This is a genomic window from Pseudarthrobacter sp. NPDC059871 (assembly GCF_042731175.1).
In the GTDB taxonomy this organism is placed as follows: Bacteria; Actinomycetota; Actinomycetes; order Actinomycetales; family Micrococcaceae; genus Arthrobacter.
The window spans coordinates 175,194-198,689 of record NZ_JBHWJV010000008.1; the positions used below are offsets into that span (position 1 = coordinate 175,194).

Annotated in this window: 22 protein-coding genes; all 22 read right to left on the reverse strand. The window is 66.9% G+C overall.

Going from position 1 to position 23,496, the window contains the following annotated elements:
• Positions 1-16: 16 nt before the first annotated feature.
• Positions 17-961 carry an N-acetyltransferase gene (locus ACFV4R_RS12555; RefSeq protein ID WP_377202555.1) on the reverse strand — a complete coding sequence of 315 codons (945 nt, stop codon included), beginning with the start codon at positions 959-961 and terminating at the stop codon, positions 17-19.
• Between the two features lie 100 nt (positions 962-1,061).
• Positions 1,062-2,522 (reverse strand): NAD(P)/FAD-dependent oxidoreductase, encoded by a 1,461-nt coding sequence (locus ACFV4R_RS12560; protein ID WP_377202554.1) that lies wholly within the window; start codon positions 2,520-2,522, stop codon positions 1,062-1,064.
• 60 nt (positions 2,523-2,582) lie between these two features.
• On the reverse strand, positions 2,583-3,959 hold the full coding sequence (locus ACFV4R_RS12565) for a S8 family serine peptidase (RefSeq protein WP_377202553.1): 1,377 nt from the start codon (positions 3,957-3,959) through the stop codon (positions 2,583-2,585).
• Between the two features lie 4 nt (positions 3,960-3,963).
• Positions 3,964-4,911, reverse strand: coding sequence for an exopolyphosphatase (locus ACFV4R_RS12570; protein WP_377202552.1), 948 nt, complete (start codon positions 4,909-4,911; stop codon positions 3,964-3,966).
• On the reverse strand, positions 4,908-5,579 hold the full coding sequence (locus ACFV4R_RS12575) for a DUF501 domain-containing protein (protein ID WP_377202551.1): 672 nt from the start codon (positions 5,577-5,579) through the stop codon (positions 4,908-4,910). The genes ACFV4R_RS12570 and ACFV4R_RS12575 overlap by 4 nt, the downstream gene beginning before the upstream one ends.
• Before the next feature lie 26 nt (positions 5,580-5,605).
• Complete coding sequence (locus ACFV4R_RS12580; RefSeq protein ID WP_377202550.1) at positions 5,606-6,322, reverse strand: septum formation initiator family protein; 717 nt, start codon at positions 6,320-6,322, stop codon at positions 5,606-5,608.
• A gap of 180 nt (positions 6,323-6,502) precedes the next feature.
• On the reverse strand, positions 6,503-7,783 hold the full coding sequence (gene eno / locus ACFV4R_RS12585; protein ID WP_377202549.1) for a phosphopyruvate hydratase: 1,281 nt from the start codon (positions 7,781-7,783) through the stop codon (positions 6,503-6,505).
• 117 nt (positions 7,784-7,900) lie between these two features.
• Positions 7,901-8,527, reverse strand: a complete 627-nt coding sequence (locus ACFV4R_RS12590) for a MazG nucleotide pyrophosphohydrolase domain-containing protein (RefSeq protein ID WP_377202548.1) — start codon at positions 8,525-8,527, stop codon at positions 7,901-7,903.
• Between the two features lie 58 nt (positions 8,528-8,585).
• Positions 8,586-9,722: an adenosine deaminase gene (locus ACFV4R_RS12595; RefSeq protein ID WP_377202547.1), complete on the reverse strand. Its 1,137-nt coding sequence runs from the start codon at positions 9,720-9,722 to the stop codon at positions 8,586-8,588.
• A gap of 39 nt (positions 9,723-9,761) precedes the next feature.
• On the reverse strand, positions 9,762-10,490 hold the full coding sequence (locus ACFV4R_RS12600) for a DedA family protein (protein ID WP_377202546.1): 729 nt from the start codon (positions 10,488-10,490) through the stop codon (positions 9,762-9,764).
• 227 nt (positions 10,491-10,717) lie between these two features.
• On the reverse strand, positions 10,718-11,347 hold the full coding sequence (locus tag ACFV4R_RS12605; protein WP_377202545.1) for a DedA family protein: 630 nt from the start codon (positions 11,345-11,347) through the stop codon (positions 10,718-10,720).
• 6 nt (positions 11,348-11,353) lie between these two features.
• Positions 11,354-12,685, reverse strand: coding sequence for a thymidine phosphorylase (locus tag ACFV4R_RS12610; protein WP_377202544.1), 1,332 nt, complete (start codon positions 12,683-12,685; stop codon positions 11,354-11,356).
• Positions 12,682-13,083, reverse strand: a complete 402-nt coding sequence (locus ACFV4R_RS12615) for a cytidine deaminase (protein ID WP_377202543.1) — start codon at positions 13,081-13,083, stop codon at positions 12,682-12,684. Before ACFV4R_RS12615 ends, ACFV4R_RS12610 begins: the two co-directional genes overlap by 4 nt.
• 5 nt (positions 13,084-13,088) lie before the next feature.
• Entirely contained in the window at positions 13,089-14,411 is a 1,323-nt protein-coding gene (locus ACFV4R_RS12620) for an ABC transporter permease (protein ID WP_377202542.1), read from the reverse strand.
• The gene (locus ACFV4R_RS12625; RefSeq protein WP_377202541.1) at positions 14,408-15,796 is read right to left on the reverse strand and encodes an ABC transporter permease; all 1,389 of its coding nucleotides are present in this window, start codon (positions 15,794-15,796) and stop codon (positions 14,408-14,410) included. Before ACFV4R_RS12625 ends, ACFV4R_RS12620 begins: the two co-directional genes overlap by 4 nt.
• Positions 15,789-17,363 carry an ABC transporter ATP-binding protein gene (locus tag ACFV4R_RS12630; RefSeq protein ID WP_377202540.1) on the reverse strand — a complete coding sequence of 525 codons (1,575 nt, stop codon included), beginning with the start codon at positions 17,361-17,363 and terminating at the stop codon, positions 15,789-15,791. Before ACFV4R_RS12630 ends, ACFV4R_RS12625 begins: the two co-directional genes overlap by 8 nt.
• A 176-nt stretch (positions 17,364-17,539) precedes the next feature.
• Positions 17,540-18,646, reverse strand: coding sequence for a BMP family protein (locus ACFV4R_RS12635; protein ID WP_377202539.1), 1,107 nt, complete (start codon positions 18,644-18,646; stop codon positions 17,540-17,542).
• A 258-nt stretch (positions 18,647-18,904) separates the two neighbouring features.
• Entirely contained in the window at positions 18,905-19,924 is a 1,020-nt protein-coding gene (locus tag ACFV4R_RS12640; RefSeq protein WP_377202538.1) for an NADP-dependent oxidoreductase, read from the reverse strand.
• Positions 19,921-20,352 (reverse strand): organic hydroperoxide resistance protein, encoded by a 432-nt coding sequence (locus ACFV4R_RS12645; RefSeq protein ID WP_377202537.1) that lies wholly within the window; start codon positions 20,350-20,352, stop codon positions 19,921-19,923. The genes ACFV4R_RS12640 and ACFV4R_RS12645 overlap by 4 nt, the downstream gene beginning before the upstream one ends.
• A gap of 74 nt (positions 20,353-20,426) precedes the next feature.
• The gene (locus ACFV4R_RS12650; RefSeq protein ID WP_091718916.1) at positions 20,427-20,861 is read right to left on the reverse strand and encodes a MarR family winged helix-turn-helix transcriptional regulator; all 435 of its coding nucleotides are present in this window, start codon (positions 20,859-20,861) and stop codon (positions 20,427-20,429) included.
• Positions 20,862-21,040: 179 nt separating this feature from the next.
• Positions 21,041-22,240, reverse strand: coding sequence for an amidohydrolase (locus ACFV4R_RS12655; protein WP_377202536.1), 1,200 nt, complete (start codon positions 22,238-22,240; stop codon positions 21,041-21,043).
• 97 nt (positions 22,241-22,337) lie between these two features.
• Positions 22,338-23,471 carry a mannose-1-phosphate guanylyltransferase gene (locus ACFV4R_RS12660; protein WP_377202535.1) on the reverse strand — a complete coding sequence of 378 codons (1,134 nt, stop codon included), beginning with the start codon at positions 23,469-23,471 and terminating at the stop codon, positions 22,338-22,340.
• Positions 23,472-23,496 lie beyond the last annotated feature (25 nt).

The following is a 23,496-nucleotide window of genomic DNA, read 5'->3' on the forward strand; positions in this document are numbered from 1 at the left end:
GGTCAATGGTATCCCGTCAGAAGCGTTCGAACGGTTCGGCGTACCGGAACGCCCCGTGCACCCCGCCCGGCCACAGCGCCAGCGGCAGGAGCTGGAAGTGCCCGCCCCACGCTTCATCCGGCGCCAGCACGCCGAAAGAGGCCGCCGGGACAAATCCGAACCTGGGGTAGTACACGGTGCTGCCGAGGAGCGCGATGCCGCTCTCCCCCGCAGCGTTGGCCCTGGCGATGGTCTCAGTCATCAAGGCTGATCCGATGCCCTGCCGCTGGAGCCTGGGCGTCACGCTGATCGGCCCCAGCCCGAGCATCTCATGGCTGCCCACCCAGCCCCGGGTGCTGATGACGTGGCCCACCACTTCGCCGCCCAGCACCGCCACCACGCTGAGTTCGGGAAGGTATTCATCGGCGTCGAACAGCGCCCGCAGGATCTTCACTTCCACGGGCTCCCCTTCTGCGGGAAGTCCGGTTGCCGGTGAGACGGCAAACGCCTCGGCGGTCAGGGCCAGGATCGCGTCCCGGTCCGCGGGCGTTTCGGTGCGCAGCTGGAGGCCGGGACGCGGTGCATTCCGGCTTTCGGCGGATAGATCGGCCAAGACCTGCAGGGCCCGCTGCGCGTCCGCCGCTGGGACCAGGAGGTGGTCGTGGTGGAACCCGGCCAGGACGTTGCAGCTGATGCCGGCGTCCGTCAGGGCCCTCGCTACTGCGGCGGTGAGGCCTACGGCTTCCAGCGCCGAGTGGATCTCCAGCGTGATCCAGGCAGCCACGAAGTCGTAGGGAAGGCCCATCCGGTCGGCCTCCGCACGGGGCAGGACGACAGTCAGCCCTTCAGCCTCGCGGACAGCCGCCTCAACATGGCCCTCCAGGGGCCTGCCGTGGGGCCAGAGGACATAGACGTACTCGCCGTCGCGCTGGACGGGGCGCATCCCCGCCAACAGGGACTGGAGGTTCTTTTCGGCGGTCATGAGCCCAGTCTAGGAGGCGGGTCCGGCGGGGCCACACAACGCAAACGGCGGCTGCCCCCTTTTGGGGACAGCCGCCGTCGTGCTTGTGGCGCGAAGCCGGTTACTTGGCCTGGGCCGAGACCGGTTCCTTCGGCTCCACCACGGAGGAGCCGGCGGCCGGGGCCGCGGGAGCAGGGGCCGCAGCCGGCTTGGGTGCCGGGGTGGCGGCAGCAACGAAGGCGCCGCGCGGGTTGTCCAGGTCCAGCAGCTGCGTGGTGTCGCGGCCCGCGAAGAAGGCGATGATCCAGTTCAGGACCACGCGGAACTTGCGCTCGAACGTGGGCATTGCCATGCCGTGGTAACCACGGTGTGCCAGCCAGGCCAGCGGGCCCTTCAGGCCGATGCGGCCCAGCAGGTTGATGTTGGCAACGCCCTTCCATTCGCCGAAGCCGGCCACAGCACCAAGGTTCTTGTGCTTGTAGTCCTTCAGCGGCTTGTCCCAGCGGGAGGCCCACAGGTTCTTCGCGAGGCGCTTGGCCTGGCGGAGTGCATGCTGGGCGTTGGGGACGCAGGTGCCGTCAGGCAGTCCCTTGCCGGTGAGGTCCGGGACGGCCGAGATGTCGCCGGCAGCCCAGGCGTTCTCGACGATGCCTTCGTCGCCGCCGATGCGCAGGTCCGGGAGGACGCGGACGCGCCCGCGGGGTTCCAGCGGGAAGTCGGTGGAGCGGACCATGGGGTTGGCCTGCACGCCGGCAGTCCACACGAGGGTATCGGCTTCGAATTCCTGTGCCGGACTCTTGTCCGGGAGGTTGATGAGCTTCAGTGCGCCTTCAGCGCTGTCCAGCGAGGTGTTGAGCAGGACCTCGATGCCGCGGCTGCGGAGGTGCTCCACAACCCAGTCTGCCTGCGGGGCCGTGACCTCGGGCATGATGCGGCCCATGGCCTCAACCAGGACGAAGCGGACTTCCTCCTGCTTGACCCGGGGGTTGTTGCGGACAGCGGCGCGCGCCATGTCCTCCATCTCGGTGATGCATTCGATGCCCGCGAAACCGCCGCCGACAACGACGAAGGTGAGGGCCTTGGCCCGGGCCGCAGGATCGGTCATGGTGGAGCCGAGCTCAATGCGCTCGAGGACCTTGTTGCGCAGCGCAACGGCTTCCTCGATGGTCTTCAGGCCGATGCCCTTGTCCGCGAGGCCCTTGATGGGGAACGTGCGGGTGATGGCGCCGGCCGCCAGGACGACGTCGAAGTAAGGAACCTCGAAGGTTTCGCCACCGTCGGAGGGAGCCACCACCGCAGTGCGGTTGGCGTGGTCGATCGCGGTGACGCGGCCCTGGATCAGTTCGGACTGCTTGAGGTGCTTGCGGTGGGACACCACGGCATGGCGGGCCTCGATGTTGCCGCCTGCCACCTCGGGAAGGAACGGCTGGTAAGTCATGTAGGGCAGCGGATCAACGACGGTGACGATGCCACCTGCATTCGCGATCTTCTTCTGCAGTTTGAGTGCTACGTACAGGCCGACGTACCCGCCGCCGACGACGAGCACCCTGGGACGGTCCTGGAGCTGTGGGGTGGTTGCCATGCCTTCAAGGATAGCCCAGTTTGTGAAAATCTTCACTAACTGCGTCAGGCGCCCGTAACGCTACGGCTTCCGCTCTGAATCCACCTTGTCCAGGACCCCCGTTTCGGTATCGTCACGTGCCAATGCGGGGTTCCTGGCGGCCCTGGTCAACTGGACGGCGGCCGCGGCGATGATTGCGAGGAACAGGAGCCCGAATCCGATCACGACGGCGGCGCTGATCGCACTGTCCCGCTGCGAGGGAGCCTCGGCCGCGGGCACAGTCGCTTCGGGAAGCGTGGGCACCGCGCTGGGGACGTCCGCGGTGGGCAGCGGCGCAGGGGTGGCCAGGTTGCCGCGGCGGTGGACCCGGATCCATTCAGCCACCGAGCCCAGCGGGTTGCTGGAAGTCTCTGGCACGTCGTCCTTGAGCGCGGCCTCGGCGTTGAGGATGCCGTAGCCGTACAGCGGGTCCTTCCCCGGAACTCCGGCGTCCTTGGCGGTGGTGACAATGCGGTTGATGACCTGCTCGGCGCTCATGGACGGCCACTTGGACCGGATCAGTGCTGCCACCCCAGAGACGATGGGCGTGGAACCTGACGTGCCCGCCCATTCCGCGTAGCCGCCGCCCGGCAGCCCGCCCAACAAGTCCTCGGCCGGGGCTGCGACGCCGATGCTGATGCCCTGGGACGACGCGTCCACGCTGGCCGTGTTCTTACGGTCCAGTCCGGCAACCGTCAGGACACCGGGGATGGTGGCGGGCGCGCCTACCTGGATGTTGCCACCCACGCGGTTGCCGGCGGCCGCCACGATGACCACGTCCTTTTGTTCGGCGTAGAGGAAGGCGGCGTCCCAGCTCTGCGGCCACTGCGGGGTGGTGCTGCCAAGGGAAATGTTGATGACCTTGGCGCCGTTGTCCACGGCCCAGCGGACAGCCTCCGGAATCTGGTCCTGGTCGCTCTTGCCCGAGGGGTTGGTGGACCCCAGCCAGGTGGAGACGGAGAGGATCTCGGCCTCCGGGGCCACACCCACGATGCCGTCCGGCCCCTGGGTGGGAGCACCGGGCGATGGCTTGGGGCTGGCGGTGGCAGGCTGGTGGCCCCGGCCGGCGAGCATGGTGGCTACGAGGGTGCCGTGTTCCGGCTTGGAGCCGACGCTCTTCTGCCCGTCAGGCTGGCCGGCGCCGGAGGCGTCATAGCCTCCCACCACAGCGCCTTTGAGGTCCGGGTGCTGGGCGTCCACGCCGCTGTCGATGACGGCCACCTTGACGCCGGCGCCCTTGGACACCTCCCAGGCCTTGGTGATGCCGGAGTCGGCGAGCCAGTATTGCTTGTCGCGCCAGTCGTCGGCGTGGGCGGCCGGAGCGGCCACCAGGCCGGCGCAAAGGCAGCAGGCCGCCAGGACAAGGGCCAGCACCGCCGACCCCGACCTCCGGAGTACGGATGCACGTGAGGAAACCATGGAATCAGCCGATGCTCAGGGCAATGCCGTCGAGGATGTCGTGCTCACTGGCCGTTGCGGTGGTGACCCGGCCGCCTGAAAGCCTGTTCACCTGTTCCAGGATGCGGCGCCACACCAGTCCCCCGGCGCCGATGACGTCCACCCGCCCGGGGTGCATGTACGGCAGCGCTGCACGGTCGGCGCGGACCATGCCCAGGAGGTCCAATGACGCGTCCCGCACCGTGTCGATGGGCAGTTCGGCGCCGTGAATGGCGTCCGGCGAGTACTCGGTCAGTCCGAGCGCGTGCGCCGTGATGGTGGTGATGGAGCCTGCTACGCCGACGACGGCGGTGGCGCGTTCCAGCGGGACCTCACGGGCGGCGAGGGCAATGGCTTCGTCCACGTCGGCTTCCGCGGCGGCAATCTGTTCGGGAGTTGGCGGATCGTTTCGCAGGTGCCGCTCGGTCAGGCGGACGCAGCCGATGTCAACGGAACGGGCCGCGGTGACGCCGGCTCCGGTACCCAGCACGAACTCGGTGCTTCCGCCGCCGAGGTCAACCACCAGCACCTCGTGGCCGTCCAGGATGGGCAGGACACTGCTGGCCCCGGCGAAGGACAGCGCTGCCTCTTCGTTTCCGGAAATGACCTCCGGGGCCACGCCCAGCAGGTCGCGGATGCCGTCCACGAAGACGTCCCGGTTCCGGGCGTCCCGGCTGGCGGACGTCGCCACGAACCGGATCTTTTCGGCGCCGTGACGGCGGATGAGCTCCGCATAGTCAGCGGTGGCCGCGAAGGTGCGGTCCAGTGCTCCCCGGGTGAACTCCCCCGTGGCGTCCACGCCTTCCCCGAGCCGGACCACGCGCATTTCCCGGACGACGTCCGTGAGGCGGGGGGTTCCGGCGCTCCGGTCGATGTCGGCAATGAGCAGGCGGATGGAGTTGGTGCCGCAGTCGATGGCGGCCACACGGGTCATTCCGGGGCCTCCGTGGCTGTTGCGGACTTCCGCACCGGTGCCGGCCGGCCCACGATGCCGGGCAGGCCCTGGGGTCCGTGCCGGCTGAGGTCCTTCGACGGAGCCTCTCCCGTGGAGTCCCAGGCGCCGTCGCAGTAGCAGCGGTCCGCGGTCCACCATTCCTGGATGCGGATCAGTGCCTCGTCACCCAGGGGGTTGACGCCGGGTCCTGCTGCCAAGGAATGGCCAACGAGAACGTGGAGGCACTTCACGCGGGTGGGCATGCCGCCGGCGGAGACGCCATCGATCTCGGGGACGGCGCCGATCCCGGACCGCTCCCCGATGGCATCGCGGGCGGCGAGGTAGGCCTCATGGGCGGAACGGTAGGCCGCGGCAAGCTGGCCGTCGGCGGCGAGTTCGCCGTTCATCTCGTTCATGACACCGGCTGCCTCAAGCCGCGAGACGGCGGACGTGATGACTGGGTGCGTCAGGTAGAACGTGGTGGGGAACGGGGTGCCGTTGCCCAGACGGGGGGCGGTGGCCGCCACGAGGGGGTTCCCGCAGATGCAGCGGGCAGGAATTTCCACCACATCGCGGACGGGCCGTCCCAGTTGCCGGCTCAATACGTCCAGGTCATGTGCGGATGGTTGGCGGGAGTTCTCCCGGGCGGCTGCCGTGTTGTTTTCCACTGCGCTGGCCGTCCTTCCTGTTGCGTTTATTCAGTCGCCGCGCGCGTGATGGACTCCCACAGGGAATCCACCCACGGCAGATCTGCGGGGTCTTGGGCGGCTGCGGCACCGGGCTGGCCGCCGGTTTCGTCGGCCGGCAAATCGCTGCCGAATACCCAGTAGCCGGTTTCGCCCGGCATAACCATGTTAATGCGGTCGCGGGCCTGCTGCTTCACGTAGTTGGGGTCCTGCCACCGCGAGACCTGCTGGCGGAGGGAGTCCCCGGCGGCCTGGCGTGCGGCGATGTCCGCGTTGAGGGCGTCGATTTCGGCTTTCTTGTCGAAGAAAACCTTAACCGTGGGCGCCAGCATGATGGTGATGGCAATCATGACCACGGCCAGGGCCAGCATCCGTCCGGAGAATGCCTTGGCGGGGACGGGCTGCTGATCCGCTTCCGAGGACGGGGCTTTGCCCTTCGGGCCGGTCTTCCCGGCCGTTGTGCCGTTCCTCGCGGCGCCTGCGGCGGGGGCCTTGGCCGTTGCCGGTCCGTTTCCGGATCCGCTGCGGGTTCCTGCCGGGCTGCCGGAGTTCCTGCCTGCCGTTGATGAGCCTGCCGCGCCGCCGGGAGCGTGCCCGGCCCCGTCCTTGCCGGAACCGAAGTGCGCCCTGATGACGTCGGCACCCTGTACGTGCCCGGCGTCGGACGTGTCCTTGGCTTGGCGGTTGGGGGCGACCTTGGGAACTTTGGGACGGCGGGTGGCCATGACACTCCTGAAACGCGGCCTGCCTGCGGCCGCCACTGTCTGTGATGATCCTTTGTTGCCACAGCGCGGTTGATCAACAACATGCGCCGGGCAACAACCGGGCGGACGGGCTGCTGCAGAAACAGCAGCGGTGGCTATGGTCTTTCAACCATAGCCACCGCCCGATGGATTACGCGGCTACTAGCCCTTGAAACGCGGGAACGCGCTGCGGCCGGCGTAGCGTGCGGCGTCATCGAGTTCCTCTTCGATGCGCAGCAGCTGGTTGTACTTGGCGACGCGCTCGGAGCGTGCCGGGGCGCCGGTCTTGATCTGGCCGGCGTTGGTGGCCACCGAGATGTCGGCGATGGTGGTGTCCTCGGTCTCGCCGGAGCGGTGCGAGGTGATAGTGGTGTAGCCGGCGCGCTGGGCGAGGCTGACGGCGTCCAGGGTCTCGGTCAGCGAGCCGATCTGGTTCACCTTGACCAGCAGGGAGTTTGCGGTCCTGGTGTCGATGCCGCGCTGCAGGATGGACGGGTTGGTGACGAAGAGGTCATCACCCACCAGCTGGACTTTGTCGCCGATGGCGTCGGTGAGGGTCTTCCAGCCTTCCCAGTCGTTCTCGTCCAGCGGATCCTCGATGGAAACCAGCGGGTAGTCCGCAACGAGCTCTGCGTAGTAGGCGCTCATTTCGCTGGCGGACAGTGCCTTGCCTTCGAACTGGTAGGCGCCGTCCTTGAAGAACTCGGAGGAGGCAACATCCAGGGCCAGGGCGATGTCCTTGCCCGGGGTGTAGCCGGCGTTCTTGATGGCTTCCTGGATCAGGTCCAGCGCTGCGCGGTTGGACGGCAGGTTGGGCGCGAAGCCACCTTCGTCGCCGAGGCCCGTGGACAGGCCCTTTTCCTGCAGGACAGCCTTGAGCGCGTGGTAAACCTCGACGCCCCAGCGGAGGCCCTCGGAGAAGGTCTCAGCACCCAGCGGGACAACCATGAATTCCTGGATGTCGACGTCGGAGTCAGCGTGCGAGCCACCGTTGAGGATGTTCATCAGCGGCACGGGCAGCACGTGGGCGTTCGGGCCGCCCAGGTACTTGTACAGCGGGAGGTCAGCGGAAGCGGCGGCCGCGTTGGCGACGGCCAGGGAAACACCCAGGATGGCGTTGGCGCCCAGCTTGCCCTTGTTCGGGGTGCCGTCCAGGTCCAGCATGGCCTGGTCGATGCTGCGCTGGTCGGTTGCGTCGAAACCGGTGAGGGCAGGGGCGATCTGGTCGATCACGGCGTCAACGGCCTTCTGGACGCCCTTGCCGAGGTAGCGGCTCTTGTCGCCGTCGCGGAGTTCGACTGCCTCGTGCTCGCCGGTGGATGCGCCGGACGGAACTGCTGCGCGGCCGATCTGGCCGTCAGAAAGCAGGACCTCAACTTCAACGGTCGGGTTGCCGCGGGAATCGAGGATCTCGCGGGCGTGGATGGCATCGATAAGCGCCATGAATTTGCTCCTTATGGGCGATTAACGGGGGATGTGGCAGAAAAACTCGACGTCCTCGTCAGGAAACAGCGTAGTCGAGAGTGGTGGAGGTTACGGAAACCTCACCACGGGTGGACGTCATGATGGTGCAGGGTCCGGCCCTTCCGGGTTCCGGCTGGCCTGCCCCTGATAGTGCCGCACGGCCCCGCGAAGGGCGCGTTCGGCGTCGAACCCGCCGGTGTGGGCGGAACGGACGACGGCGAGGAGCAGGTTTCCGAGCTCCTCCTCCGATGCGAAGGGGCCGGCTTCGATCGCGGCGGGCCCGGCTTCACTTGCGGCGGGCGCGGCTACGCCGGCCCTCGCAGCCCGGTCAAGCGACTTCTGCGCCCTGGCGAGGGCCGGCAGCGCCTGCGGAATACCCTCGAACGGGTCCTTTCGCTCCGGCTTTTCGGCCCGCTTGACTGCGTCCCACTTCTGCACGATCTGTTCCACGGTGGCGGGAAAGCTGTCCTGCAGGGTGCCGTCCGGGTGGAAGACGTGCGGGTTGCGGCGGATCATCTTGGCACCCAGGCCGCGGGCGACGTCGTCGAACGTGAACGCGCCGCGCTCCTCTGCCAGCCGGGCGTGGAGGACCACCTGGAGCAGGACATCGCCCAGCTCGCCAAGCAGCTCACTGTCCGGGTGCCCTTCCTCGATGGTCTCGGCCACCTCGTAGGCCTCCTCGAGGAGGTATTCCACTAGCGATGCGTGGGTCAGGGCGCCCATCCACGGGCAGTACTCCCGTAGCTGGGCTATGACCCTGACAAGCCGGTTTACCGGGGTTTCAGCCAAGGTTGGCGTAGGCGTCGTTGATGTACTCCACCAGCGCTTCCTTTTCCTCGAGCGGCAGGAAGGCGGCTTCGGCCGCGTTCAGGGTGAGCTCCAGCAGGTCATCGAGATCGTAGTCAAACGTCTCCACGAGCAGCTCGAATTCATCCGTCAGGGTGACGCCGCTCATCAGGCGGTTATCGGTGTTGATGGTGACGTTGAAGCCCAGCTGGTACAGCATGTCCAGGGGGTGGCTTTCGATGCCCTCACCGAAAGCGGCGATTGCTCCGGTCTGGAGGTTGGACGACGGGCAGATTTCCAGGGCGATGCCGCGGTCCCGGATCCAGCTCGACAGGTCGCCCAGCGTGACCAGGCCCACCGTGTCCTCGGATTCGGTGTCTTCGTCGAATTCCACCGTGACGTCCTCGGCGATCCGGACGCCATGGCCCAGGCGCAGCGCGCGGCCGTCAACGAGGGCGGACTGGATGCTGTCCAGGCCCGCTGCTTCGCCGGCGTGGACAGTGGCGGGGAAGTTCTCCTGTGCCAGGTAGGTGAAGGCGTCACGGAAGCGGGACGGCAGGAAGCCGTCCTCGGCCCCTGCAATGTCGAAACCGACCGCGCCCTTGTTGCGGTGGCGGACGGCCAGTTCGGCGATCTCCTGGCCGCGGTCGGCATGGCGCATCGCAGTGATCAGCTGCCCCACCTGGATTTCGCGGCCGCTGTCGCTGACTGCCTCGACGCCGGCTTCGAGGCCCTCCTGGACCGCTTCGACTGCCTCGTCAAGGGTGAGGCCCTTCTGGAGGTGCTGCTCCGGTGCCCAGCGCACCTCGCCGTACACCACGCCGTCGTCCGCCAAATCCTCGACGAACTCCTTCGCCACCCGGACCAGGCCTTCGTGCGTCTGCATCACGGCCACCGTGTGGTCGAAGGTTTCGAGGTAGCGGACCAGGGAGCCGGAGTCCGCGGACTCGCGGAACCATTCGCCCAGGGCCACGGGATCGGTGGACGGGAGCTCGTGGCCCACGGCCTCCGCCAGTTCGATGATGGTGGCCGGGCGGAGTCCGCCGTCCAGATGATCGTGCAGCGACACCTTCGGCAGGCTCTTCAGGTCGAAATCGATGGCAGGGGCTTCGTCAACAATAGGCTCAGTCACGTTCCCACCTTAGGGTGGGGGCCGGTTCAATGCCAGCCGCTAAGCAGCGGTGGGTCCGCCGTCCTTGGCTGCAGGTGCGAGGAATGCCGGACCGCCGGTTGAGCTGTCCCGGGCACCGGAGGGGCCGCCGTCCAGCCACTCGTCCACTTCCGTGGCGTCCTTGCGGGCCAGGTGCTTGTGCCACCAGCGCAGCATGTGGTCCAGGAGGACACCCAGGACGATGGCGAACACCACGGCGATGCCGGCGCTGAGCAGCGGGTTGTGGTGCAGCCAGGGGAACGAGCTGGCCAGCAGGCCGATGCCGATGGAGTAGCCCACCCACGTGAGGCAGGCGAAGGCGTCAAGGACGAAGAAGCGGCGGTGGCCGAACCCGGTGCTGCCGGCCACGTAGTTGACTGCCACGCGGCCCCAGGGAATGTAGCGTGCGGTGAAGATCAGTACCGCCCCGCGCTTATCCAGTTCGTAGCGCGCCCAGCTGAACACCTTCCGGACCCTGGGCCTGCGCATCCACTTCCACCGGTCCAGGCCGATTCTGCGGCCGAGCATGAAAGCCATGTTGTCCCCGGCGATGGCGCCGACCAGCGCGGTGGCGCCAAGGATCCACATGTTGGGTTCGCCGCTGTGCCGGGAGAAGGCCGCCAGGGCGACGATGAGGGTCTCACTGGGGACCACCATCGCGAAGCCGTCCACGAAAAAGAACACCAAGAGGACCGGGTAGATCCACCACTGGCCCGCCGCATGGAGCACGGCCTCATTAATAAACTCCACGCAGTCTTGCTCCTAGACAAAAATGCCGCTGCCGTAGCGACGCAGCCAAAGCGGAAATCGTTCCTAAGTGTCCCACGGCGGAGGCGTCGTTCGCTACGCCCCCGCCCCGGGAACACCACTGCAACGCTATCCCGGCAGCGCGTGCGCCGGCGTCGTCCCAGCGGCTGATCTTGGCGCCGTCCGGGCCTCCTCCCCCGGGTGGAGACGGGGGTGCCGCGGGGACGGGTTCAGGCTTCGGGTTCGCGAATCCGGTCCACGACGTTGGGCTTGCCCCTGAGCCTGTTGATCACCAGGTCCACGATGATGCCCAGCGCCACGGCGCAGACGATGGCGATGGCGGCCCCCAGGAGGTGGTTTTCCTCGAACCATTGCCCGAAGAACAGACCGATACCCACCGAGTAGGCCGCCCACAGGGCTGCGGAAAGGCAGGTCAGGCCGACGAAGCGCAGGTGGTGGTAGTGGGTCACGCCGGCCGTCAGGTTGACCGCAACGCGGCCGATGGGGACAAACCGCGCCACGAGGATCAGCGAGGCAGGCCGCTTGCGCAGTTCCGCGCCGGCCCACCGGAACGCGCCCTGCATGCGCTGGCCGCGCATCCAGGCCCATCGGGTGGTGCCGACTTTCCGGCCAATCAGGTAGGCGATGTTGTCCCCGGCGAACGCGCCCAGGGCAGCAACGGCCATCAGGACGTACGGGTTGGGCACGTCCGCCGTGGCGGCCACGGCCGCGAGGCCCACCACGACGGATTCGCTGGGGATGGGAGGGAAGAAGCCGTCAATGACGCAGCAGGCCAGGACGAGGAAGAGTACCCAGGGTTGTCCGGCTGCGGCGAGGATGAAGTCGTTGATGGCCTGCATAGCTTTCTATGCTATTCGGTCGATGATCAACTGCTGTGCGGGCCGTGAACCTTCCGGTGCAATCACCACTGCGTGCTCCAGCGCTTCCTTTGCCCGGTCGAAACGCTCAGGGGTGTCCGTCAACAGGGTCATCAGCGGTTCGCCGGCCCGGACCACAGCACCCGGCTTGGCATGCATGCGCACCCCTGCGCCGGCCTGCACGGCATCTTCCTTCCGGGCACGTCCGGCGCCCAGGCGCCAAGCCGCAACGCCCACCGAGAGGGCATCCAGTTCCACCACGACGCCGTCGGCCGGAGCGTAGACCACCTCCGACTCCCAGGCCACCGGGAGCTTCGCGGCGGGGTCCCCGCCCTGGGCCCGGATCATCCTGTTCCAGACGTCCATGGCGCGCCCGTCCTTGAGCGCTGCGGCCGGATCGGCGTCGTGCACTCCCGCGCAGGCGAGCATTTCCTCGGCGAGCCTGACCGTCAGTTCGACGACGTCGGCCGGGCCGCCGCCCGCCAGCACCTCCACCGATTCCTCAACTTCAATCGCGTTTCCGGCGGTCAGGCCGAGGGGGGTGCCCATGTTGGTGAGCAGTGCCACCGTGTTCACGCCGGCGTCCTGGCCCAGGGCTACCATGGTTTCCGCCAGCTCGCGGGCCTTGGCCTCGTCCTTCATGAAGGCGCCGCTGCCCACCTTCACATCGAGCACGAGGGAGCCGGTGCCCTCGGCGATCTTCTTGCTCATGATGGACGAGGCAATCAGCGGGATGGCCTCCACCGTGCCGGTCACGTCGCGCAGCGCGTACAGTTTCTTGTCCGCCGGGGCCAGGCCTGCTCCGGCGGCGCAGATGACGGCGCCCACGTCCTGGAGCTGGGCGAGTATTTCCTCGTTGCTCAGTGACGCCCGCCAGCCGGGGATCGATTCCAGCTTGTCCAGGGTGCCGCCGGTGTGCCCCAGCCCGCGGCCGGACAGCTGCGGGACAGCGACGCCGAACACCGCCACCAGCGGGGCCAGCGGCAGGGTGATCTTGTCTCCCACGCCACCGGTGGAGTGCTTGTCCGACGTGTATTTCAGGCCGCCGTCGGGGCGGCGAAGGCTGGAGAAGTCCATCCGTTCGCCGGAGGCGATCATCGCGGCCGTCCAGCGCGCAATCTCGGTGCGGTCCATGCCGTTGAGCAGGATGGCCATGTTCAGGGCGGCCATCTGCTCATCTGCGATGACGCCGCGGGTGTAGGCATCGATGGTCCAGTCGATCTGCTCCGGGCTCAGCGTGCCCTTGTCCCGCTTGACGCGGATGATGTCGACGGCGTCGAAGGCTTCGGAAATGGTGTCCGTTGCGCGGATGTCTGTCATCGGGTTTCCTCCAGGTGTTCGGGACCGAAGGCATCAGGAAGGACCTGGTCCATGGTCTTGATTCCTTGGGTGGTCATAAGCTCCATGTCCGGAGCACGGAATTCGTACAGCAACTGCCGGCAACGCCCGCACGGCATCAGCACATTTCCGTTACCGTCCACGCAGTAAAAGGCGCGGAGGCTGCCGCCCCCGGTCATCTGGAGGTTACCTACCAGGGCGCACTCGGCACAGAGCGTCAAGCCGTAGCTGGCGTTCTCCACATTGCAGCCACTGACGATCCGGCCGTCCCCGGTGAGGGCTGCTGCCCCCACCGGGAACTTGGAATAGGGCGCGTAGGCCTTGCGCATGGCGTCGACGGCGGCTGCCTCCAGCGCAGGCCAGTCAACAGTGCTCCCCACGCCGGTCAACCCTTGACGTACGGTATGCCGCTGGCCGCCGGCCCCCGGGACCTGCCCACCAGGCCCGCAACGGCCAGGACGGTCACCAGGTACGGGAGCATGGCCATGAACTGGCTGGGAACCGGAGTGCCAATGATGGTGACGATGCTCTGCAGGTTGTCGGCGAAGCCGAACAGCAGGGCCGCGAAGAACGCTCCGATGGGGTTCCACCTGCCAAAGATGAGGGCGGCAAGGGCGATGAACCCGCGGCCGCCGGAGATCTCCTTGGTGAAGCTGTCGATGGCCACCAGGGTGAAGAACGATCCACCGATTCCGGCCACAGCACCGCCCAGGGTGACGTTCCAGAACCGGGTGGCGTTGACGTTGATGCCGAGGGTGTCGGCGGCCTGGGGGTGCTCGCCCACGGCACGGACCCGCAGCCCCCAGCGCGTCTTGAACAGCCCTACCCAGACCACCAGCACGGCGACGTACATCAGGTACCCCACCAGCGACTGGCGGAACAGGATGGGTCCAATGATGGGAACCTCGGACAGGATGGGGATCTCAACGATGTCCAGCCCCGGCGGCGAGTTAAACCGGGCTTTGTCTTCCTGCATCACGGTGCTGAAGAGGAAGCCTGTGACGCCGGAGACGAGGACGTTGAGGACTACGCCAACGATGATCTGATTGACCAGGTACTTGATGCTGAACAGTGCCAGCACCATGGACACCACGGCGCCTGCAACGGCCGCGGCAGCCAGGCCGATGAAGGGGTTCTGCGTCATGGTGGCAACAATGGCTGCGGTGAAGGCGCCACCGAGCAACTGGCCTTCGATGGCAATGTTGACCACGCCTACGCGTTCGCAAAGGACGCCGGAGAGCGAACCGAACACCAGCGGGACGGCCAGGGTGACCGAGCCGGCGATGAGGCCTGCCAGCGAGATGCTGGGAGTGCGGGCGCCGCCCACCACCCAGATCAGGAATGCGGCCACGAACAGGACAATGAAGGTGACGGTCAGCCAACCGGGGGCAGGGCGTCCCTTGGTCTTGAGGTAGACGGCGTAAGCGGCGAGGGCCAGGAGCAGCACCGACAGCACGATGCCGCCGCCGTAGGCGTTGACCTCCAGGGCGGGCAACTGGAAGAAGTCGCTTCCCGTGGAGATGCCGAAGCTGGCCGTCTTGTTGGGGCCGAGGAGCCCAAAGAACACGAGGGCGATCAACCCGAAAGCGGCCAGCAGGACGGGGGTCTTCCAGCTCACCGGTTTGGCGGAGGTGGCTGCCGCGCCGGTGTCCGCCGCGGCGTTGTCCGGCTGCGGGTTGCCCGGCCGGGATGAAACTGTTGTGCTCATGCTGCACCTCCGGTGGTGGCTGCCTTCGTGGACTTCGCGGCGCGGGCGGGTTTCTTCCGCCGCGGGTTGAGCCCGAAGACGGCGCGGACCAGCGGCGGCGCGGCGATGAAGAGGACGATCAGCGACTGGACCACCAGGACGATGTCAATGGGCGTGCCGGTCTGGATCTGCATCTGGACGGCTCCGGCGCGGAAGGCGCCGAACAGCAGCCCGGCTGCGAAGGTGCCCCACGGCGTCGAACGTCCCAGCAAGGCGACGGTGATGGCATCGAAGCCGTAGGTGGCGGCTACGCCGTCCGTGAGGACTTTTTCGGTGCCGGCCACCTGGGCCACGCCGGACATGCCGGCCAGCCCGCCGGCGATGGCCATCACCAGGATGGTGGAGCGGGACACGTTGATGCCGGCCGTCTGGGCAGCCTTGGGGTTGGCACCCACGGCGCGGAACTCGAAGCCGACCGTGGACCGGTTCAGGAGCCACCAGACCAGGACGGTGGCACCGATGGCGAGAACGAAGCCAAGGTGGAGCCGGTACTGGCTGCCGAAAATCTGCGGGTACACGGCGGACGGATCCAGGATGGGTGAGATGGGGTTCGACTCCCCCGGGCGCTGGAAGGCCGGGGTGTTCAGCAGGTACCGCAGGAAGTAGAGGGCGATGTAGTTGAACATGATGGTGAGGATGACCTCATGGGCGCCAGTGCGGGCCTTAAGCACGCCGACGAGGCCGCCCCAGAGCGCGCCGCCGACGATGCCTGCCACCAGGACCAGCAGCAGGTGCAGGCCCAGCGGGAGGTGCAGTGCGAAGCCAACCCAGGCGGCAAGGATGCCGGCCACAATGATTTGGCCCTGGGCGCCGATGTTGAAGAGCCCTGCCCGGAAGGCAAGCGCCACTCCCAGGCCGGCGGTGATCAGCGGCGTGGCGATGGTGAGGGTCTCCATGAACGGAGCGAACTGGGCTGCCACACTGTTGCCGCGGGGGTTGAACACGGCCCCTTGGAACAGGGCGATGTAAGAGCGGGTGGCGGCGTTCCAGACGGCGGTCAGGAAGTCGGCGGGGCGGGCGAAGAAGTAGCTGGCTGTGGAGGCCACCCGCGTGTCGGTGCTGGCAATGAGCAGGCCGCCGATGACGAGGGCCAGGAACACTGCCAGGACTGACACCATGCCGCTGCCGGTGAAGATCTTGCGGAGCAGTGTGTCAGGGCCGCCGGGCAGCTGCCCGCTTTGGGCGCTGGGAGGGACGGCCGAGGGCCCCATGGCGCCGCCGGCTGTGTCCACGGAGACGACGGCGGCGGTTTCCTCGGCTGCAAGGGTGGCCTGGTGCGGTTTGGCAGGCTGGGTGTCACCCTGCTCTTCGCCGGCAGTTCGTTTGGGGGGATGCTGCTCAGACATGGTCGCCTCCCTCGGCGTCGGAGGTGGGGGCCGGGCGGCTGGCGGCCGGCTGGGGTTGGGCTTGTTCATCCGGGTGGATTCCGGCCATCATCAGGCCGAGGACGTCGCGGCCGGTGCCGGCGGGAACGATGCCCACCAGCTTGCCCTTGTACAGCACGGCGATGCGGTCAGCGAGTTCCATGACCTCATCAAGTTCGGTGCTGATAATCATCACCGGGGTGCCCTGGTCGCGTTCGGCGACGATGCGCCGGTGCAGGAATTCGATGGAGCCCACATCCACGCCGCGGGTGGGCTGGGAAGCGATGAACAGGCGCAGGGGGCGGGAGAGCTCCCGGGCCATCACCACCTTTTGCTGGTTGCCGCCGGACAGTGTCCCGGCGGCCGCGGCTGCGGAGGGCGTGCGGACATCGAATTCGTCGATGCGGGCTTTGGCGTTTTCGAGGATCTTGGCCGGGCTCATGCTGATGCCCTTGGCGTAGGGAGGTTTGTCGTAAAGGTCCAGGACCAGGTTTTCGGCGACGGAGAAGGTCCCCACCAGGCCGTCCACCTTGCGGTCTTCGGGAACGAATCCGACGCCGGCCTTCAGGACGTCCTTGACGGACCGGCCCAGGAGTTCCTTGCCGTCGAGGGTGATTGAGCCGGACACCCGGTCCTGGAGTCCCAGAATGGCTTCGGTGAGTTCGGTCTGGCCGTTTCCCTGGACGCCGGCGACGGCCAGGATTTCACCCCGGGCGATGTCGAAGCTGAGTCCGTCCACCACGTGCTGGCCGTTGTGGGCGATGACTGTCAGGTCCCGGACCTCGAAGGTCTTCTCCTGCGGCTTGGCGGGGGCCTTTTCGAGGGTGAGGCTGACGGCGCGGCCCACCATCATCGAGGCCAGGTCCGTGGTGGAGGCCGTGGGCTCCGCGGAGCCGACCACTTTGCCGCGCCGGATAACGGTAATGGTGTCCGAGACTTCCTTGACCTCACGCAGTTTGTGGGAAATGAAGACGACGGAGGTGCCGCCGGCCTTGAGCTGCCGCATGATGTCCAGGAGTTCGTCGGTTTCCTGCGGGGTGAGGACGGCGGTGGGCTCGTCAAGGATGAGGACCTTGGCGTTGCGGACCAGCGCCTTGATGATCTCCACCCGCTGCTGGACGCCGACGGGGAGGTCTTCCACCAGGGCATCGGGATCGACGTCGAAGCCGTACTGGTCCGAGATTTCCCGGATCCGGCGCCTGGTTTCGTCCAGGTTGAGGAAGCCCGCCGCTTTGGTGGGTTCGGCACCCAGGGCGACGTTTTCGGCGACGGTGAATACCGGGACAAGCATGAAGTGCTGGTGCACCATGCCGATGCCGGCGGCCATGGCGTCACCCGGGCCGCGGAAGGAGACGGGTTTGCCGTCGACGAGGATTTCGCCGTCGGACGGCTCGTACAGTCCGTAGAGCACGTTCATCAGGGTGGATTTACCGGCCCCGTTTTCGCCCAGCAGGCAGTGGATCTGGCCGGATTCAACCACCACGTCGATGTGGTCGTTGGCGAGCAGGGTCCCAAAGCGTTTGGTGATGCCTCTGAGTTCAAGTTTCAAAACTCTGACCAATCTCGAAGCGTCCGGTGATCGACCGGACGGGATATGTGGCTGCAGCTCCAGCCTAGTGGGTGCAGCCGTCGGGGAACCGGGCGGTGGCCCGAAAAAGGGATGCCAGCAAAAAGCGCCACTGCCGGCCAGTCAGGGACGGGCCGGCAGTGGCGCCAAGTGCGGGGTCAGGCCTTCGGGCTCGCGGCGGATTCGACCTTCAGCTTGCCGTCCACGATGTCCTTCTTGATCTGGTCCAGCTCAGACTTCAGGTCCGCCGGGACCTGGGAATCGAAGTCGTGGAACGGGGCCAGCTGCACGCCGTCGTTGGCGAGGGTGCCAACGTAGGGGGTGTTGCTGAACTTGCCGTCCTTGTCTTCCTTCACCACGGTTTCCACGGCCTCGCCCATCTGCTTCATGACCGAGGAGAGCATGATCTCCTTGTAGTCCGGGGCGGTGAGGAAGCCGTCCGAGTCAACCCAGATCAGCTTGACGTCCTTGCCGGCATTCTTGGCTTCCTGCAGGGCGGCGCCTGCACCCTTGCCCACGGGCCCGGCCACGGGCATGACGATGTCGGCGCCCTGGTCCAGGAAGTTCCGGGTGAGCTGCTTGCCGACGTCCTGCTTTTCGAAGTCGCCGGTGAAGCTGCCGTCCTGGGCGTCCTTGTTCCAGCCAAGGAGCTTGACGTCCTTGCCCTTCTTTTCGTTGTAGTACTTCACGCCGTCCGCGTAGCCGTCCATGAAGATGGTGACGGTGGGGATCTTGATGCCGCCGAAGGTGGCCACGGTCCCCGTCTTGGTGGTGCCTGCGGCGAGGTAGCCGGCCATGAACGCCGCCTGCGCAGTGTCGTAGATGATCGGCTTGACGTTGCTGATGGGCGTCTCGTAGCCGAAGTCGATGATGGCGAAGTGGCTGTCCGGGTTGGCCGTGGCCTGCGCCTTGGTGGCGTCGCCCAGCAGGAAGCCGACCGTCACGGTGAGGTCGCAACCCGCGGTCACCATGGCACGGAGGTTGGGTTCGAAGTCGTTGTTGGTCTTCGATTCGACCTGGTTCACCTTGATTCCCAGGTCCTTCTCCGCCTTCTTCAGGCCCTCGTAGGAGGACTGGTTGAAGGACTGGTCATCGAATCCGCCGGAGTCGGAGACGATGCAGCCGGTGTAGTCACTGGCACCGGCGGACGAGGTGCTTCCGGGTTCCGGGGCCGCGCCGCAGGCTGTCAAAAGAAGGGCCGAGGCGCTGACGGTAGCCAGGCCGGCCATTGAACCGCGCTTCATGCGTGCACGCAGTGATGTCATCAAGATTCCTCCAGGATGCGAGAGTGGCGCTACGGCACGAATTCAATGAGTGTCCGTTTCTGCACTGAAATTCTGTTGTCACTGATGCCCGCAGCATGCGCCGGAGCGCACTGATGCCATCACTTTAGTGGCCTGCGCCACGTCCCCGTAGCACGGTGGCGCCAGATCCCGGAGATTGTTTACAAGTTGTTACCAAGCAGTAGGGGTGCCGCGGATCCGCGGCACCCCCGGGTGCTTGGTAAGACTGGGGTGTTGGCCCTACAGGCGGACCAGCATCTTCCCCGTGTTGGCTCCATCCAGCAGATCCATGAAAGCCTGCGGTGCGTTTTCCAGCCCGTCCACCACTGTCTCGTCGTAGCGGACTGTTCCATCAGAGAGCCAGCCGGCCATCTTCTCGGCGAACTCTGCAGCGTGCTGCCGCTGGCCGCCCACCAGGAAGCCGCGCAGGGTGAGCTGCTTGCCGATGGCCTGTATGAGGTTATGCGGCGCCGCGGTCGGCTCGGTGGAGTTGTACTGGGCAATGGCTCCGCACATGGCCACCCGGCCGCCGACGTTCAGGACCGACAAGGCAGCTTCGAGGTGCTCGCCGCCCACGTTGTCGAAGTAGACGTCGATGCCCTGGGCGCCGGCGGCCTTTTCGAGCTGCTCGCGCACGGGACCGTCGTGGTAGTCAAAGGCGGCATCGAAACCGAGTTCGAGGAGCCTGGCCACCTTGGCGGGTGACCCTGCTGACCCAATGACGCGGGAAGCGCCCATGGCCTTGGCAATCTGGCCCACCAGCGAACCGACGGCGCCGGCGGCGCCGGAAACGAAGACGGCGTCCCCTTCCTTGAACTCGGCCACTTTGAGGAGGCCGGCGTAAGCGGTGAGGCCGGTCATGCCCAGTGCGCCCAGGAACGCCGATGCTGGAGCCAGGTCGGTCCGGGCCGGGGAGGCTGTGCTGCCGTCCACCACGGCGTATTCGCGCCAGCCGAGGGAATGCACGACGACGTCGCCTTCCTTGTGTGCGTCGGAACGGGACGCGATGACCTCACCAACGGCGCCGCCGTCGAGCGCTTTGTCCAGCGCGAAGGGCGCGGAGTAGGACTTGACGTCGTTCATGCGTCCACGCATGTAGGGATCCACGGAGATGAACAGGTTCCGGACGAGGATCTGGCCTTCGGCCAGCTCCTGAAGCGGCGACTCGGCCAGGCGGAAGTTCTCCGGAACGGGCCGGCCCACGGGACGGGAAGCGAGCTGGATTTCACGGGTTGCTGCGGGAATGGTGGTGGTGCTCATGCTGCGTACTCCAAAACTTTGAGTTCGACGGTGATGTTGCCGCGGGTGGCGTTCGAGTAAGGGCAGACCTGGTGGGCTTTGGCCACCAGGTCCTCGGCCGTTGCGAGGTCGAGGGCGGGAAGGGCGATCTCCAGTTCGGCAGCGAGGCCGAATCCTGCCCCGTCGTCCAGCTGGCCCAGGTGGACCTTGGCTGCGACGGCGGAGTCGGTCAGGTCGGCGCGCTCCTTGCGGCCCACCAGGCGGAGCGCCGAGTGGAAACATGCGGCGTAGCCGGCAGCAAAAAGCTGCTCAGGGTTGGTGCCCTGGCCGCTTCCGCCCAGTTCCACCGGGCTGGCGAGGCCCACTTCAAGCTTGCCGTCGCTGGACCGGGCGCTGCCGTCCCGGCCCTCGCCGGAGGCAAGTGCTTCTGCTGTGTAAAGGGTCTTCACGTGGATGACCGCCCTTTCATAGTTGGTGTCTGGGTAAATTCTTGGGGCCCGCGGGAGCGTTGTGGCTGGATGCTTCAGACGGCGTCATGGAGGGCGGCGGTGAGTTTGGCGAGAGTTCCGCGCAACTGCTCAAGCTCTCCGGCGGTGAGCCCGGCGGCGTCTGCCAGGCGCTGGGGAATGGCCCCGGCCTTGCTGCTGAGGTCCTTCCCGGCGGGCGTCAGGTGGACGGCCACGCGGCGCTCGTCGTCTCCGGAGCGGCGGCGTTCCACAAGCCCCAGTGCTTCGAGCCGCTTCAGCAGCGGGGACAGCGTTCCCGAGTCGAGGCCGAGTTCGTGGCCGAGGTCCTTGACCCCGCGCGGCTCGTTTTCCCACAGCACCAGCATGACGAGGTACTGGGGGTAGGTCAGTCCCAGCTCCTCCAGCACGGGCCGGTATACGGCCGTGGCGGCACGGGATGCCGAGTAGAGGGCGAAACACACTTGCCGGTCAAGGCGGGGAGCATCAGTCACAACCACAATGCTAGTCCACAATTCAATTGTGCACAACTTACATTCAGCCGCCGCTCCCCGGACGCGCAAAAAGGCGAGACGCCGGCACTTTGGTAAGTGCCGGCGTCGCGCCTTAGTCGTGTCTGCGTGGGCCGCCCAGCGGCCGGGGCTTCTCCCTGCCGCCCAGCCGGGAAGGTGGCCTACAGGTCACGGATGGTGCGCAGGGCCGCGCCCGTCAGCACCTGGATGCCGAGACCCAGCGCCCGTTCGTCCAGGATGTAATCCCCGCGGTGCAGGTCGTATTCCTCGCCGCCCGGCGTCTTGGTGCCCAGCCGCATCATGGCCCCGGGCAGTTCGGCCAGGAACCAGGCGAAGTCTTCGCCGCCCATGGACTGCGGGGTGAGCACCACGGCGCTCTCACCGATCTCGGCGCGGGCGGATGCTTCTATGAGGGCGGTCTCATGCTCTGAGTTCACCACCGGCGGCACTCCCCTGGTGTGCTCAAGCCGGACGTCCACGCCATACGGGGCCGCCACCTGGTGGACCACCTCATCGAGCAGCTCGCCGGCAGCGTGCCAGGCTTCACGGTCCAGGCAGCGCATGGTGCCGGCCATATAGCCCACCCCGGGGATAGCGTTGGGGGCGGAGCCGGCGGAGATCTGGCCCCAGACCACGGAGACACCGCTGCGGACATCAACCCGGCGGGACAGCACGGCTGGCACATTCACGGCGATCTGGGCCAGTGCAAAGACGAGGTCTTCGGTGAGGTGCGGGCGGGAGGTGTGGCCGCCGCGGCCGGAAAGCTCGATCCGGATGGTGTCCGAGGCCGACGTGATGGCCCCGATGCGGGTTCCGATCTTGCCCACATCGATCCGGGGATCGCAGTGCAGGGCCAGGATCCGGGGAACGCCGTCCAGCACGCCCTGCTCGATGCACGCGTGGGCACCGCCGGGCATCGTTTCCTCGGCGGGCTGGAAGATGATGCGGATGGTGCCGCCCAGGGGCGCTTCCTGGTGCATGCGGTGCAGGACCAGGGCGATCCCCAGCATGGTGGTGGTGTGGACGTCGTGGCCGCAGGCGTGGGTGACACCGTGGTTCCTTGACGCGAACGGCAGGCCGGTTTCCTCGATGATGGGCAGGGCGTCGATGTCCCCGCGGAGGGCCGTGGCGATGGGGCCCTCACCGACGTCCACGGTGAGCCCGGTCCCCTCGAGGCGGCGCGGCGCCAGGCCTGCGGCTTCCAGCCGCTCGGCCAGCTTGTCAGTGGTGCGGTACTCCTTGAACGAAAGTTCCGGATGCGCGTGCAGGTCCCGGCGGAATTCGATCAGTTCCGGCAGGAGCGGCTCCAGCCATGGAGCCACCAAAGCGGTGGGTTCGGCTTCAGTAGTGTAATTGCGCACTGCTTCACTCTAGCGATCGTGGCCGCAATAGCGTCCATCACAGTCGCCGCGTTACATCCCGGGCACGGCTGGTGCCCGGGATGTGGGCTGCGGAGTCCTACAGGACGTCGGTGTCGCCGCTGGCCTTGAGGGCGTCCACGGCGGCCTTGACCCGCTGCGAGTTGGCCATGGTGGTGACCAGGAGGGCATCGGGCGTATCCACGATCACCACGTCTTCAATGCCGATCAGGGCAATGACGCGCTTGGTGTCGGTGACCACCACGCCGCTGGAGTTCTCCGTGAAGACGCGGGCGCCCTCGCCCAGAACCGTGACATCATCCACTTCCTTGGCGGAGTTGAGCCGGCCCACGGAAGCAAAGTCTCCGACGTCGTCCCACCGGAAGGTTCCGGGCACGACGGCGACGTCCCCGGCTTCCGCGGCAGGCTCGGCCACGGCGTAGTCGATGGCGATCTTCGGCAGCGTGGGCCATACCCGCGCCGTGACTTCATCCCGCTCCGGGGTGTCCCAGGCGCGGGCGATCTCCTGCAATCCCTGGAACAGTTCGGGCTGGTTGGCTTCCAGGTGCTTGAGAAGCAGCGCCACGGGAGCGACGAACATGCCGGCGTTCCAGACGTAGTTGCCGCTGTCGACGTATTGCTGGGCCACCGTCTCGTCCGGCTTTTCCACGAACTCCACCACGTCCTGGGCGCTGGGCGCGCCTTCAACGCGTAGCACCTGGCCCGAACGGATGTACCCGAAGCCCGTGGACGGGTGCGAGGGCTTGATGCCGATGGTGACGATCTTCCCGGCGGCTGCGGTGTAGATGGCCTCGCGGACTGCTTCCTGGAAGAGCTGGTCCGGGCTGATCACCTGGTCCGCGGCGAAGGATCCCATGATGGTGTCCGGATCTCGTTCGTGCAGGATGGCGGCAGCGAGTCCGATCGCGGCACCGGAATCCTTGGGCTCGGATTCGAGCACCAGGTCCGCGTCCTGTACTTCCGGAAGCTGCCTGCACACTGCATCGCGGTGCGCCTTTCCGGTGACCACCAGCATCCGGTCCCCCGCAAGCGGTTGGAGCCGGTCATAGGTGGCGCGCAGCAAGGTGCTGCCCGAACCGGTGAGATCGTGAAGGAATTTGGGAGCTGCGGCTCGTGACAGGGGCCAGAGGCGGGTCCCCACTCCGCCAGCCGGAATCACCGCATAGAAGCGGTCAAGAGGTGATACCGGGCTTGTCACTTTGTCTGTACTCATCAAGGCCTACTTTAGCCGAACGGGT

What these genes read in the sequence shown, in the direction of transcription:
- ACFV4R_RS12555 (WP_377202555.1), bottom strand. Translation starts at nt 961, where the DNA reads ATGACCGCCGAAAAGAACCTCCAGTCCCTGTTGGCGGGGATGCGCCCC.
- ACFV4R_RS12560 (WP_377202554.1), bottom strand. Translation starts at nt 2,522, where the DNA reads ATGGCAACCACCCCACAGCTCCAGGACCGTCCCAGGGTGCTCGTCGTC.
- ACFV4R_RS12565 (WP_377202553.1), bottom strand. Translation starts at nt 3,959, where the DNA reads ATGGTTTCCTCACGTGCATCCGTACTCCGGAGGTCGGGGTCGGCGGTG.
- ACFV4R_RS12570 (WP_377202552.1), bottom strand. Translation starts at nt 4,911, where the DNA reads ATGACCCGTGTGGCCGCCATCGACTGCGGCACCAACTCCATCCGCCTG.
- ACFV4R_RS12580 (WP_377202550.1), bottom strand. Translation starts at nt 6,322, where the DNA reads ATGGCCACCCGCCGTCCCAAAGTTCCCAAGGTCGCCCCCAACCGCCAA.
- eno (WP_377202549.1), bottom strand. Translation starts at nt 7,783, where the DNA reads ATGGCGCTTATCGATGCCATCCACGCCCGCGAGATCCTCGATTCCCGC.
- ACFV4R_RS12590 (WP_377202548.1), bottom strand. Translation starts at nt 8,527, where the DNA reads ATGGGCGCCCTGACCCACGCATCGCTAGTGGAATACCTCCTCGAGGAG.
- ACFV4R_RS12605 (WP_377202545.1), bottom strand. Translation starts at nt 11,347, where the DNA reads ATGCAGGCCATCAACGACTTCATCCTCGCCGCAGCCGGACAACCCTGG.
- ACFV4R_RS12610 (WP_377202544.1), bottom strand. Translation starts at nt 12,685, where the DNA reads ATGACAGACATCCGCGCAACGGACACCATTTCCGAAGCCTTCGACGCC.
- ACFV4R_RS12620 (WP_377202542.1), bottom strand. Translation starts at nt 14,411, where the DNA reads ATGAGCACAACAGTTTCATCCCGGCCGGGCAACCCGCAGCCGGACAAC.
- ACFV4R_RS12625 (WP_377202541.1), bottom strand. Translation starts at nt 15,796, where the DNA reads ATGTCTGAGCAGCATCCCCCCAAACGAACTGCCGGCGAAGAGCAGGGT.
- ACFV4R_RS12635 (WP_377202539.1), bottom strand. Translation starts at nt 18,646, where the DNA reads ATGACATCACTGCGTGCACGCATGAAGCGCGGTTCAATGGCCGGCCTG.
- ACFV4R_RS12640 (WP_377202538.1), bottom strand. Translation starts at nt 19,924, where the DNA reads ATGAGCACCACCACCATTCCCGCAGCAACCCGTGAAATCCAGCTCGCT.
- ACFV4R_RS12660 (WP_377202535.1), bottom strand. Translation starts at nt 23,471, where the DNA reads ATGAGTACAGACAAAGTGACAAGCCCGGTATCACCTCTTGACCGCTTC.